General features: G+C 37.9%; 10 protein-coding genes. 8 read left to right on the forward strand and 2 right to left on the reverse strand.

Going from position 1 to position 13,276, the window contains the following annotated elements:
* Positions 1-51: 51 nt before the first annotated feature.
* Both IGJ27_RS03850 and IGJ27_RS03855 read left to right on the forward strand, forming a co-directional pair.
* On the forward strand, positions 52-660 hold the full coding sequence (locus tag IGJ27_RS03850; protein ID WP_081128616.1) for a superoxide dismutase: 609 nt from the start codon (positions 52-54) through the stop codon (positions 658-660).
* 123 nt (positions 661-783) lie between these two features.
* Positions 784-984: a cold-shock protein gene (locus tag IGJ27_RS03855; protein ID WP_010719711.1), complete on the forward strand. Its 201-nt coding sequence runs from the start codon at positions 784-786 to the stop codon at positions 982-984.
* A 98-nt stretch (positions 985-1,082) separates the two neighbouring features.
* Here the strand turns inward: IGJ27_RS03855 and IGJ27_RS03860 are convergent, their stop codons facing one another.
* Complete coding sequence (locus IGJ27_RS03860; RefSeq protein WP_178306099.1) at positions 1,083-2,531, reverse strand: helix-turn-helix domain-containing protein; 1,449 nt, start codon at positions 2,529-2,531, stop codon at positions 1,083-1,085.
* A 512-nt stretch (positions 2,532-3,043) separates the two neighbouring features.
* Here IGJ27_RS03860 and IGJ27_RS03865 point away from each other — a divergent pair.
* The 5 genes from IGJ27_RS03865 to IGJ27_RS03885 all read left to right on the forward strand — a co-directional run bounded on the left by IGJ27_RS03865 (position 3,044) and on the right by IGJ27_RS03885 (position 10,838).
* Positions 3,044-5,740: an adhesive domain-containing protein gene (locus IGJ27_RS03865; RefSeq protein ID WP_438791688.1), complete on the forward strand. Its 2,697-nt coding sequence runs from the start codon at positions 3,044-3,046 to the stop codon at positions 5,738-5,740.
* Positions 5,741-5,831: 91 nt separating this feature from the next.
* Positions 5,832-7,496: a hypothetical protein gene (locus IGJ27_RS03870; RefSeq protein ID WP_081204215.1), complete on the forward strand. Its 1,665-nt coding sequence runs from the start codon at positions 5,832-5,834 to the stop codon at positions 7,494-7,496.
* 22 nt (positions 7,497-7,518) lie between these two features.
* The gene (locus IGJ27_RS03875) at positions 7,519-7,758 is read left to right on the forward strand and encodes a hypothetical protein (RefSeq protein WP_034698894.1); all 240 of its coding nucleotides are present in this window, start codon (positions 7,519-7,521) and stop codon (positions 7,756-7,758) included.
* A gap of 31 nt (positions 7,759-7,789) precedes the next feature.
* Positions 7,790-9,274 carry a Mur ligase family protein gene (locus tag IGJ27_RS03880; RefSeq protein WP_178306097.1) on the forward strand — a complete coding sequence of 495 codons (1,485 nt, stop codon included), beginning with the start codon at positions 7,790-7,792 and terminating at the stop codon, positions 9,272-9,274.
* A gap of 346 nt (positions 9,275-9,620) precedes the next feature.
* Positions 9,621-10,838 carry an LCP family glycopolymer transferase gene (locus tag IGJ27_RS03885; RefSeq protein WP_010738153.1) on the forward strand — a complete coding sequence of 406 codons (1,218 nt, stop codon included), beginning with the start codon at positions 9,621-9,623 and terminating at the stop codon, positions 10,836-10,838.
* A gap of 54 nt (positions 10,839-10,892) precedes the next feature.
* Here the strand turns inward: IGJ27_RS03885 and IGJ27_RS03890 are convergent, their stop codons facing one another.
* Positions 10,893-11,363, reverse strand: a complete 471-nt coding sequence (locus IGJ27_RS03890; protein ID WP_053765637.1) for a TspO/MBR family protein — start codon at positions 11,361-11,363, stop codon at positions 10,893-10,895.
* 329 nt (positions 11,364-11,692) lie between these two features.
* Here IGJ27_RS03890 and IGJ27_RS03895 point away from each other — a divergent pair, with 329 nt between their 5' ends.
* Positions 11,693-13,246, forward strand: coding sequence for a carbohydrate-binding protein (locus tag IGJ27_RS03895; protein ID WP_063626810.1), 1,554 nt, complete (start codon positions 11,693-11,695; stop codon positions 13,244-13,246).
* The last annotated feature ends 30 nt before the right edge of the window (positions 13,247-13,276 follow it).

Consider the following 13,276-nt stretch of genomic DNA (forward strand, 5'->3'; position numbering starts at 1 on the left):
CTCTTTGTAGTGTAGACACTATGAACAAACACATTGAGGAGGAATTTTTTTATGACTTACACATTACCAGATTTACCATATGCATTCGATGCGTTAGAACCTTATATCGATGAAGAAACGATGCACTTGCATCATGACAAACACCATAATACTTATGTAACAAATTTAAATGCAGCGATTGAAAAACATCCAGAACTAGGTGAAAAAACAATCGAAGAACTACTTTCTGATATGGATGCTGTCCCTACAGATATCAAGACTGCTGTACGTAATAATGGTGGCGGACATGCAAACCATTCTTTCTTCTGGAAAATCATGGCACCAAATGCTGGTGGCGAACCAACTGGTGCAATTAAAGAAGCGATTGATGAAGCCTTTGGTGATTTTGCAACATTTAAGGAAGAATTTAAAAAAGCTGCAGCTGGCCGTTTTGGTTCAGGTTGGGCTTGGTTAGTGATGGAAAATGGTAAATTAGCGATCACTTCAACAGCCAATCAAGATTCACCATTAATGGAAGGCAAAACACCTATTTTAGGTTTAGATGTTTGGGAACATGCGTATTATTTGAAATATAAGAATGTACGACCTGATTACATTGAAGCTTTCTGGAACGTTGTGAACTGGGAAGAAGTAAACAATCAATTATCAACTGCCAAATAATCATTTTCAAGCCTAAAAAAAAGAATGAAAAATAAATTGAGCAAGTCTTGCGAGCGTTTTCTAAATTCGGTATAATATTTATGCAAGGTTTCTTGCAAGAACTTTTTTGGAGGCTATACATTTATGGAACATGGAACAGTTAAATGGTTCAACAATGAAAAAGGATTTGGGTTTATTACAGTAGACGGCGGAGACGATGTGTTCGTACATTTTTCAGCAATTCAAGGAGACGGCTTCAAGAGCTTAGAAGAAGGTCAAGAAGTTGAATTTGCAATTGTTGAAGGCGCACGTGGCCCTCAAGCTGCTGAAGTGACTAAATTATAATAACTTGTTGAAGAAAAGCCCGCTTAGCGGTCTATTCAAATAATAAAAAGAAGATGGCGTCTGCCATCTTTTTTTTATTTTATAAAAACCCAGGTTAGTTATTCGTTGACTAGTTTCTTGATTTTTTGGCTTAATAGATAAATCTGCTCACTAGACATATCAGTCGGAGCGACTAAACACGGGATTGTTTCTTCATAGGTCAGGATCTTTAACGGCATATCGGTTGTTCGAATGATTAAGTCTGGCTCAAACAAAAGATCATTTGTAAAAACCACATTTAAGTAAACTCGTAATTGTTCTTGCAACATACTCATATAACTCAGTTCAATACTTAGTGGCAAGTCACTTTCGTACTTTATCTTTATTTCTTTATCAAAGTATGTTGGAGAAGTAATGATCATAAAAGCTTCGATCAAATGACAGGATTGTACCCAATACAGCTCTTGTTGCTGTTTTTGGAATTGGGAAGCTAATTGATTGATTTCTCGATTGAATGCTGGGTAATTTTCTTCTACAAAGACTGATAAGTCATATTTAATGGTGGAAAATCGGTGGAACAACAGCCCGCTCATCCCGTTGGCAAAGATCGTACTATTTAGTAATTTTTTCTTTACGTTGATTTGTGTAGATTTAAACCCAATTTCATAAATATAGCTATAGAAACTATTTTGAAATTGTTTGATCGCTGTGGCTTTTTTTAGATGGAATTTCATGGCTCGTTCTAAGTGATCGTCTTTTAAATAAAAAGCTGGGCGTGCTTGTAACCAAAGAAATAAAAATTGGACTTCCAAAAGATCGAGCTTGGCTTTCACGCTCATTCGTTTAAGGAAATGGGTAATCTCTTCAAAGCTATCCCAAATCTCTTCTGTAAAATCAGGAAGTTCTCTCTGATTCATCTGATTTCCTTGTGCTGATCGGACGAAAGTGATAGCAATAATAAAGCACCATTCAATCATTTTCAGTTTATTTGGTTTTTGTTTTGTCAGCTGAAAAGCATACTCAATCCCTGCAAAGGTTTCATGAAAATCAACGGTTGGAAAGGGCCAAACGACCCCTTGATAGTATTGCCACAAAAATAAATAAATAAGATAACGGACTTGTGGTTCGCTACCTTTGAGATACACGAAGCCTTTTGAAGTCTTTAATTGTAATTGATAGGTAGTAAGCAACTGATTGATTCGAGTAAGATGTCTTCTTAAGGAGGGAATACTAATCTTTTGCTCTGTGGCAAAGGAAACCAGATCAACTCTAGGTTGAAGACAAAGGTCTTTTAACAATTGAAAGATGGCGGAATGTTCCAAGATTTTTAGTAGTAATAGTTGATACTCACTGATCGTTCCAGAAAAAGTGAAGCCTTTTGTACTTTTTGTGATGTGATCTTCAGATAAAACCTTAAGATAGTCACATTGATGAAGCACAGAACGTTTGTCACAATGAGCTGTTTTCGATAATTCCTCTAACGTACAAGTAACTTGTGAGCGATATAAGTTGTCCAAGATCGTTAATTGGACTTGGATATTCCTTTCTAACATGACAGAGAAATTCATTTATTTTTCCCTCCTATATTTTTATACTCGAAATTTTCCGAATGACAAATTATTAAATTTTGTCATTTTTTTTTTACGAAAAATGAGAAAAAAATTTATTATAATCATTTTTTATAAAAATTAGCCAAAAAAATAAGTGAAAAATACGTTATTTTAATTTGGGCTGTTAGTTTTTTTCATGAATGGATATATAGAGAAATTCCTTAATGACATTATAATTTATCCAAGCATAAAAACGAAATGTTATGCAATATTTTTACATATTTGCTACAGTTCCTTTTTATTTTTAAAATAATAAAGTTATTTTAAAAAGATTAAAACTTAATAATAGATTTTTAATTTAACGATTGCTAAAATCTTTGTAACTTAAGTTAACTGAAGTTTTTTCAGAAAGATATCTTTTTGACAAAAAGAAAGGAGGCCAGTTCCTAGCGGAAATAATTGTTGTTAGTGATTGATTAAGTGGGGGATAAAGCATAAGTAAATAATGGAAGCATCTAAGGGGGAAAAAAATGAAAAAGGATTATAAAAAAAGTATGGATCAAAAAGCTAGAGCTAAACGTCGATCCAAAAAATACTTATTAGTAGGAACGTCTATTGCTGCAGGGATGCTGTTGGGGACAGCACCTATTTCAATTGCTACACCGTTGTTTACTGTGGGTTCACAACAAGTATATGCTGACTTGATTAGTGGCCAGTTGTTCAATAATCTAACGACGTCTAATACCAGTGGAACAACAGCAAGTGCACCTTTTCCATTGGCTGGAACGACTCGTAATGTTGATTTTGTTATTTCAGCTAATAATGGGATTGATCTAAGTGTTCTAAATGGCTCGAGACGAGCAGTTTTAGCAATCCCAACTGAAATGCAAGGTTTAGTTAATCCAAATGGGACGGGTACTTTCCAAACAGATATTTTGTTACCAGGAGAAGAACTACAACCACTATTGTCGATTGTAGATGGGGCGGTAACTACCCTAGTGTCTGCTGTTGAAAACATTGTTAACCTTAACCCGTTGGCATCAGTCAATTTAGATGAAGTGTATGCTCAACTAGCATTATTAGAGAACCTTAGTACATTGACGTCAGCTGAAGTAGCATTGAATCTTCAAATGCAAGGGGACGAATATATCTATGGTGAATTAGATGGCTCATTAGAAACAGTTATTCGAGAAGGGCTGACTGAAATTTTAGATGGAATCAATGATGCTGTCCAAGCAATCCAAGCGACACCGAATGCAGGAAGCGGTGCTCTTGGTACGATAGCAGCAGGTACGATCAATACAGCGTTGTCCGCAACGATTAAACCAGCGTTTAATCTTACTTTTGCTACTGCAACAGGTTTAGTTGGTGTGGGGTCATCATTGATTGGAACATTAGCTGATGCGAGCGTATTAGGTGAAACGACGGTTACGATTCCGACATTGATTCAGGATCCTAATTATAGTGATTTAGCGGCAGCCGGAGTAGATATGTCTGTTCCTTATGAAGCTGGCTTCGTTGGAAATATTGTAAAAGCAGATGTTTTATCTATCGATATCGCCTCTAGCTCTGATGGCTATTCGCCAGTTTTTTATCAAGCTGCTGAAGTAACACCACCATATAATGTTGTAGTTACAGGAAACTCAACTGATGGTTATGAAGTAACTGGGATGGCAGATCCTAATGCAACAGTTCGTATTTATGATCAAGAGAATAATTTGATTGCAGAAGGACAGGCTGATGAAAATGGAAACTTTACGATTCCAATTGCAGCCACAGATGTGTCACCTTTAGAAGACATCCAATTAATCGCGTATGATGAAAATGACAATCCAAGTTTACCAGCTGCTGCTGTGATCCCAGACGATGAAGAAGCCGACGCCGACGCCGATGCTGACGCCGATGCGGATGCGGATGCCGATGCAGATGCCGACGCTGATGCGGATGCCGACGCCGACGCCGATGCTGACGCCGATGCGGATGCGGATGCCGATGCAGATGCCGACGCTGATGCGGATGCCGACGCTGATGCTGATGCTGACGCCGATGCGGATGCTGATGCGGATGCTGATGCGGATGCTGACGCCGATGCGGATGCGGATGCGGATGCGGATGCTGATGCGGATGCTGATGCCGACGCCGATGCCGATGCTGATGCCGACGCTGATGCCGATGCCGACGCCGATGCCGACGCCGATGCCGATGCTGATGCCGATGCCGATGCGGATGCTGACGCCGATGCGGATGCTGACGCCGATGCGGATGCTGATGCCGACGCTGATGCTGATGCTGACGCCGATGCTGATGCCGATGCGGATGCCGACGCTGATGCAGATGCCGACGCTGATGCAGATGCCGACGCTGATGCCGATGCGGATGCCGACGCTGACGCCGATGCGGATGCGGATGCGGATGCAGATGCAGATGCCGACGCTGATGCGGATGCCGATGCGGATGCAGATGCTGACGCCGATGCCGATGCTGACGCCGATGCCGATGCCGATGCTGACGCTGATGCCGACGCTGATGCGGATGCGGATGCGGATGCTGACGCTGATGCTGATGCGGATGCTGACGCCGATGCGGACGCCGATGCCGATGCTGATGCCGATGCCGACGCCGACGCCGATGCCGACGCCGACGCCGACGCGGATGCCGATGCCGATGCTGACGCCGATGCGGATGCGGATGCGGATGCCGATGCGGATGCAGACGCCGATGCAGATGCCGATGCAGATGCTGATGCTGATGCCGACGCCGATGCCGATGCAGATGCTGACGCCGATGCCGATGCAGATGCTGACGCCGATGCGGATGCAGATGCCGACGCCGATGCGGATGCGGATGCCGACGCCGACGCTGATGCTGACGCCGATGCTGACGCCGATGCTGATGCGGATGCTGACGCCGATGCCGATGCCGACGCTGATGCGGATGCCGGCGTGGGAAGTGCAGGAAATGGTACAGATACGGATCAGAACGGCGACCCAGGAATGGTGCCGATCAACACTTCTGGTGGATCAGGTTCAAATCCACCACAATTACCTTTGCACTATGGTGGGACAAGTCATACAAAACCATTGAATTACCATGACGGCTCAACACTAAAAATGTATCCTAAAACCTCTGATACGGTAAGTTCATCTGTTTCTTGGTTAGGTGGATTAGTATCATTGATTTCGGGAATGGGTATTTGGAAAATGAAAAGAAATAAAAAGAATAACTAATAATTAACGGAGAGGTTATAACTATAGAAATAGATTTAAAAATCATAATGGATGTAGTTATAACCTCTTTATTCTTGATAGGGGTGAGTCTATGCCAGTTCAAACAGATAAAAATGATTTAGCAACCATCCAAGAAGTACTTGAAAAAGTAGTCATTCATACGGAGAAAAAATTATTAATCGTATCCGTAGGAGATTTTAGTAAGCGTGGTAAGACTTATGAATTTTACGGAAACAATCTAAAAACAATTTGGAATAATTTTCTAACAGCTTATCGAACCTATCATTTTGAGACAGAAACGTATCTGAGGTTGGATGTAGTGACGAAAGAAGAGCAAGTTGATTTTCAACAAGTCAAAGAACGGTTAAACAAAATAAAAAGGAATAATTACATCGATTTTAATTTGCGAATAGATGGAATCAGAAAAAGAAGTTTTTTAAAAGAAGAATTAGTAGCAAATGCAATCATTAAACCAAGTAAAGCACATATAGTTGGAAAAAATCATCCTGAGTTACACATTGATTCCCAAAATTACCGTGGCTATGTTAAGCGTAAATATGGACGTGAAGAAAGTGATTTAAGCTACTTAGAGCGTTCAAAGTGTTATTTTTTTGAAACAGCCTCCTTCTATTTTGAAAATGGTGAAGTATTCCCTTTGAAAGATTATGGCAATGGCAATCAAGTCAGAGAAGTGACTACAGAAAATCTTGATGATATTACGGAACTAGTGATTGAACAAGGAACGAATTATTTAACCAAACAGTTGACTCCTACTGGTAAATTCATTTATGGCTATTATCCTTGCTATGATCAGTTACTAAAAGGGTATAATTCGGTTCGCCATTTTTCATCTTTGTACGCATTAGCTGAATCGGCAGAATATTTATCCGACCAGGAATTGATGCAACGAGTCAAAGAAGGATTACTATGGGGATTGGAAAATCTTACTTCTGAAGTCAATGGTCAGCTGTTGATTAAAGATTACTTGAATAAAGAAGTAGAGTATAAGTTAGGAGCCCAGGCGACAGCGATCTTGGCTTTAGCAAAATATTCAGAAGTGACTAAAGAGACCATCTTTCATAGTTCCCTTAGTCGTTTAATTACGACTGTTTCAGAAAAATTTATCACTCCAGATGATCAGACGATCCATGTGTTGAATGCCGAATTAATGACAAAAGAGCGTTTTAGAATTATTTATTATGATGGTGAAATTCTGTTTTCCCTCTTAAGAGCACATGCGATTTTAAAACAAATTGAGATTTTTGAGATTTGTGAAGGATTAATGGAACAATTTGTCGCAAATAATTATCAAAAATACCATGACCATTGGTTAAGTTATGCAACGAATGAGATGCTTAAATATCAAGAAAAAGATACTTACTATGAATTTGGTATTAAGAATGCAATGGTCAACATCAACTTTATCGATCAACGAGATACAGCTTATCCAACCATGCTTGAGTTACTAGTAGCAGCCTCAAAAATGATCAGCAAATTAGAAAGAAGTCCTTTAAAAGATAAGCTTTTTCCGATAGAGAAAGAATTTTTTGAAACAAAAGCACGAATCAATACGGTAATGAAAAAAAGAGTGTTACATGAAATCACAACAGGAGTCATGTTTCCAGAGTTTGCACAGTTTTTCAAACAACCGCAAGTGATCAAATATGGTTTTTTTGCGCGTCATGATCGTTTCCGTATGAGAATAGATGATGCAGAGCATTTTCTATCTGGTTTGATCAATTACTTATGCCTTTAAAAAGAGAAGAGGAGTGAAGATAATGGTTGGTTATATTCGATTTGCTGCTTTAGCATTGATTGGTCTTTCCTATTTAGGGTTTCGGCTGAAAAAGAAAAAAGACCATCAATCAGAAACTTTAGAAAATGATTGGAGTCAGTATCAAAAAAATGAAGAGGGGTTGTATCCTTGGGAAGAAGACCAAGATGACTCGCCACAGAGAATTGAAAAAACAGCAACAAGGTATGTGAATCAAGCAAGACCAAGACGAGGAAAATGGTAGAGAGAATCTAGAACAAAGTAGGTGTAAAAGAATGTGGAAGATCCAAGAATTATTGGCTGATGTCGATGGTGCGTATTTACAAAAGTACGACCATCTTGATCAAATAATTGACAACTTTGAGTACTTTTCTGGACATTTAAACAAAAGAACCAATTATAATACCACAGCATTTGTTTGTTTGACACCAGAAAGAAGAAGTTACATCAATCGAAAGACAGTGGCTTGGCGAGATGGGAACGAGCAAATCAAAGGAAGGGAAAATGAGTTTGGTTTAATCATTACTGAAATTCCTATTGACGACCCAGCTGTTAGAACACCTCAATTTATTGTTAAAAATAGTTGGGAATTTTTACTACAAATTTCAGAGAAAATCCGAAGTAATTATGTACAACCAATTGTAGCGATCACTGGTTCGGCAGGAAAAACATCCACACGAATGATGATCTCACATTTATTCCAAAATGAAAAAGTGTTAGAAAATCGTGGGAACCACAATGTTCGTTTTGCGATTCCTCTATACCTAAGCAAGCTAGTAAGTGAGCCAGATATGTTGAACTTAGAAGTCTCTGTCAATGCGTTGAACTCTTATGACACTGGATCAATGTCTAATTTAGTGCAACCAGAGATTGCGATTGTAACCTCAATTGGAGAAGCACACCTTAGTTCATTAAAAGATACTATCGGAGTGGCACGACATAAGGCAAAAATTTTTGAAGGACTGAAGCAAGATGGCACTGCAATCATCAATACAGATATTGGTGAGGAAGAACTAGCGATTCTAATGACAGCAGCCAAAAAAAGAACAGCAGAGATTCTCACGTACTCTTTGTATGATCAAACAAAGGATGTCTTCTTAATTGAAACGAGACAAGAAAGAGAGTATTGTGAAATTTTATTTTCTTTTTTAGGACAAGAATTTTCGATGAACTTGTCAGTTGCTTCTGCAGGTATGATTTCTAATGCTTTTGCTGCTTTATTGACAGTCTGGAAAATAAAAGGCGACATTCGATCGTATCTGCCAGCATTTACTACATTTAAGCCATTGTCTAAGATTCTCGATAAAACGAATTATGCTTCCTTGAATGGAACGAATTTCACATTTATTGACGACACCCATAATGCTTCTTTGCCTGCGATGGAAAATGCTATCGATTATTTTGATGAAGTTCGAACCTTTTATCAAGGAAAAAGTATTTTGGTACTTGGACAGATTGCTGACTTAGGAAGTACTGCACAAGTAATCCATGAATCACTGAAAGATTCGATGGAACATTGTGGAGCAGATCATATCTTAGGTTATGGTGAGCATTTTAAAAAGATTTTTGAGGAAGAACAAATACAAGATCAACGATTCAAATGGTTCGCTACTTTACAAGAGTTAAGTGATTATCTAGAGGAATTACTAATCGAAGACAGTCTAATTTTAGCGAAGGGGTCTGTAACAGGGAGTGATTTTCATGATATAGATCGTTACATCCGTAAAATCGCTAATAAAAAACAGTTAAAAGCTGTATAAAATAGGTGGTATCAATTTGTAAAAAAGAGACAATGTCTGCTGAATGGCATCGTTTCTTTTTTTGCAAATAAAACGACAGATCCAAGATGACCATTGTAATTAAGAAAGAGAACGAGTAAGAGGCATTTCAGTGCTTCAAAATAAAAGCGTTTTGAAATACTGAGATTCAAGCTTTTCTCTGTAATGATGCTATGGTATGATAATTAAGAATTCAAAAAATTACATATTAATTAGTTTTTTATTCACGACTATTTTTTTAAAGTTTTATTATGATTAAATAGGTAGTTTGCTGATTTATTAGTTGTATGAGAAAATATTTTAAGAAAATGTGAGATAGAGGTGCATTATGAAGCGGTGGCAAAAAGTCGTAATAGCTTTACTGGGAATTCTCGTTGTTTTTATTGGCGGAGTCTCAGCTTATGGAATTAAACTCATGGGTGAAGCAAACCAAACAGTCAATCAAATATCCAAGGGATCGAATCGTCAGTCAACAAAGCGTAAAGATAAAGTGAGTATTGACGACAAAGAACCTTTTTCTGTCCTTTTGTTAGGACTGGATACTGGCGGATTAGGTAGAACCGAACAAGGAAGATCGGATACAATGATGGTGGTAACGGTGAATCCCCAACAAAAAAAATCAACGATCGTCAGCTTAGACCGTGATATTTATACCAATATCGTTGGTCATGGTACTGTTGATAAGTTGAATCACGCCTATGCTTTTGGAGGCGTTGAAATGGCCATGGACTCAATCGAACAGTTACTCGATATCCCCATTGACCATTATGTAACCATTAATTTAGATGGAATGGAAGATCTGATCAATGCTGTCGGAGGTGTGGAAGTCAATAATAAAATTGATTTTACATTAGATGGTGTTCATGTTCCTGTAGGTAAACAAGTATTAGATGGTAAGAAAGGCCTTGCTTATTCACGGATGCGTCACGAAGATCCTAAAGGGGATATCGGACGTCAAGCACGACAGCGTGAAGTCGTTACTAAAATTGTTAATAAAGTATTGAGTTTAGATGGTGTCAGCAATTATCGGAAAATTTTAAAAGCGGTCGAAAAAAATGTCACAACTGACCTAGATTGGGATGATATGCTAGATGTAGCAACCAATTACACACCAGCATTTGAAACGATCAAACAAGATCAATTGCAAGGTAAAGATGCAACCATTGATAGTATTTACTATCAAATTTTAGGTGAAAATGATTTATTAAGTATCCAAAACGAATTGAAAAAACAATTAAACATCAAACCAAGTAAGACATTACCTAATTTAAAAAATGACAATGCTTCTATCATGTTCTACAATGACTCGCAATCCGCTGAAGATTCGAACGAGACTGCGACAAGTGAGAATAATTCAACTTATTCAGGAAATTCGCAAACAACAAATCAGTACAACGAGTATAATCAAGAATACAATCAAAGCGCCGATCAAAATTATGATCAGTACGGCAATCAGAACTACAATCAGAATTACAACCAAAACAATGAACAAACTTACCAACAAGAAAATAATGAACAAGGATATAATTATGGAAATGGGTATTAAGTAAAAAAAGCATTCGCAACAGTCATAACCGACTGTGCGGATGCTTTTTTTTTACTAGTTTAAAAATAAAATAGAATAGTTGAGAAGCGTAGCAAATAATACCCAGAGATAATATGGTACCAGTAACCACATCACTAAGCGATAGTGGTTCCATAGTTGATAAAGCAGTATGGAGAGAAGGACCACTAATAAAGTAATATCTAGTGCAGCAATCAAGGTGTTTTGCAAGTTGAAAAACAAAGCAGACCAGATAAAATTACATACAAATTGAATAACAAATAATGTAATTAATTTTTGTTTGACCCTTTTGTTTTTCATTACCAATAGTAAATATAACGAAATTCCCATTAAAATATATAGCACTGTCCACATAGGACCAAAGATCCAACTAGGTGGTGCAAAAGGAGGTAGCTCAAGTGAATAATAATAACTACCTGGATTACCACTTAGTATCCCCGATAAGAAACCTAAAATCACTATGCCAACAGTACAAACCCAAAAACGATAATCTTTCAGTATAGCCATATTGTTTTAACTCCTTTCTATAATTCTAGTTTACCATGAACGTTTTAAACATACTTGAATTTGATTTGGAAGGTTATACTTTTGGTTTAGTTATTTTAAACCAGTTATTATATTAGAATATTAACCCCTATCTCTTATTGGATAATGAAAATCATTGCCATTGTAATGTTGTAACTCCGAACATTATTAAAGAAAACAGTCAATTAGATTAAATAACGTTAATTGTCAAATTTATTGTTATTTTTGATGTTATTTATCTGATAAGATAATATATGTAATCGATTACAAAATAGATGATAATAGCACTGATCACGAGAGGAGAAGAAGATATGGGAAATAAAAGAATCAAAAAAATGTTAGCGGGAGCAGCTCTTTGTAGTCTGATGATTGCGCCATTATTATTGAATATGGAAGAGGCGTTTGCGACAGAACAAAGTACGAACAAGCAAGCTGGTTTTGGCGTTGGTCAAGGGATCAAATGGGCGGATCAAGTAGTAGCACCATTTGTCGATATGACGGCATATGTTTCAGGCAGCAATCTATCAAATAACGGAGCGCTTAATTTAGCTGCAGTGGCAAAAAGCACTGGACAAAAATTCTTCAATTTAGGATTCATGCAATCAAGAGGTATTAAAAATGGTAAGATCGACTGGGCCTGGGGTGGATTTGGAGGCTTAAGCGAAAGTGATAGCGATCAATGGCAATATGAAGGAATCAAAAAATCCATTCGTGAATTAAGAGAAGTTGGTGGCGATGTTGCTGTATCATTTGGTGGTCTAAATTCTGGCGCATTTTGGGAAACAACACAAGATTCAACCATTTTAGCAAATGCTTATAAAGAAATTATTGATGGTTATGGATTAACTCGTGTTGATTTCGACGTAGAAGCTGGAGCAATGAATTATGCGCATAATTTAGCTAATGCTAAAGCGATTAAAAAAGTCCAAGATGAAACAGGTGTTAGTGTGACCCTTACATTACCAGTGATGGACTTTGGATTGGTATCTACAGGTTTATCTGTCTTGCAAGCCTATCTTGAGGCAGGTGTTGATCTAACTACCGTTAATATCATGACGATGTGTTACGGTAGCGTTGTTCCCGATTATGCGCAAGGTTCACTAGATGCAGTGGACAATACGAAAAAACAATTACAAGATTACTACAAACGTTATGCGAACAAAACGTTAACTGATGCTCAAGCTTATGCTAAATTAGGAACAACCCCTTCCGTTGGATTTGAAGGAGACACACATCCATACTTTACAACTGATATGTTCAATAAAATCGTCCAACATGCAAAATCAAGAAAACTCGGGATGGTTTCTTATTGGTCAATGAACCGTGATGCCATGGTCGATGGTGGTCAAGGTCAAGTCAAAAATCAATATGAGTTCTTAACTGTTGCCCAACAATTCACTGATGGAACGACTGGTGGAGAAAATGACCCAGTAGAAACGCTAACTAAACCATCAATTCCGGTAAATTTAACTAGTAGTAATGTTACGCAAAATTCAGTGACTTTAAACTGGACTAATAATGCTTCAAAAGAAAAAGTCACTCATTATGAAGTTTATCGAAACAATATTCGCATCGCTACAAGTGCAACGAATACATTTAAAGATCAAAATTTACAAGCAAATACAACCTACAGCTATAAAGTTAAAGCAGTTAACGCTGCAGGGACCTCTGACTTTAGCCAAGCAATCTCAGTGAAAACCACAAGTGAAAGTACGCAAGGTGATACTTGGGTTATCGGAAAATCATATAAAATAGGCGATATCGTTACCTATAAGGGACATCGTTATCGTTGTATTCAACCACATCCAGCTACTGAGGGATGGGAACCAGATATTACAGAAGCTTTATGGGTAAGAATCTATTAAAAGTTATAAAAGCATAATGTTTGATTCTTT

Source organism: Enterococcus sp. DIV1726a, from assembly GCF_051710985.1.
Taxonomy (GTDB): Bacteria; Bacillota; Bacilli; order Lactobacillales; family Enterococcaceae; genus Enterococcus_B; species Enterococcus_B hirae.

What these genes read in the sequence shown, in the direction of transcription:
- IGJ27_RS03850 (WP_081128616.1), top strand. Translation starts at nt 52, where the DNA reads ATGACTTACACATTACCAGATTTACCATATGCATTCGATGCGTTAGAA.
- IGJ27_RS03855 (WP_010719711.1), top strand. Translation starts at nt 784, where the DNA reads ATGGAACATGGAACAGTTAAATGGTTCAACAATGAAAAAGGATTTGGG.
- IGJ27_RS03860 (WP_178306099.1), bottom strand. Translation starts at nt 2,531, where the DNA reads ATGAATTTCTCTGTCATGTTAGAAAGGAATATCCAAGTCCAATTAACG.
- IGJ27_RS03865 (WP_438791688.1), top strand. Translation starts at nt 3,044, where the DNA reads ATGAAAAAGGATTATAAAAAAAGTATGGATCAAAAAGCTAGAGCTAAA.
- IGJ27_RS03870 (WP_081204215.1), top strand. Translation starts at nt 5,832, where the DNA reads ATGCCAGTTCAAACAGATAAAAATGATTTAGCAACCATCCAAGAAGTA.
- IGJ27_RS03875 (WP_034698894.1), top strand. Translation starts at nt 7,519, where the DNA reads ATGGTTGGTTATATTCGATTTGCTGCTTTAGCATTGATTGGTCTTTCC.
- IGJ27_RS03880 (WP_178306097.1), top strand. Translation starts at nt 7,790, where the DNA reads ATGTGGAAGATCCAAGAATTATTGGCTGATGTCGATGGTGCGTATTTA.
- IGJ27_RS03885 (WP_010738153.1), top strand. Translation starts at nt 9,621, where the DNA reads ATGAAGCGGTGGCAAAAAGTCGTAATAGCTTTACTGGGAATTCTCGTT.
- IGJ27_RS03890 (WP_053765637.1), bottom strand. Translation starts at nt 11,363, where the DNA reads ATGGCTATACTGAAAGATTATCGTTTTTGGGTTTGTACTGTTGGCATA.
- IGJ27_RS03895 (WP_063626810.1), top strand. Translation starts at nt 11,693, where the DNA reads ATGGGAAATAAAAGAATCAAAAAAATGTTAGCGGGAGCAGCTCTTTGT.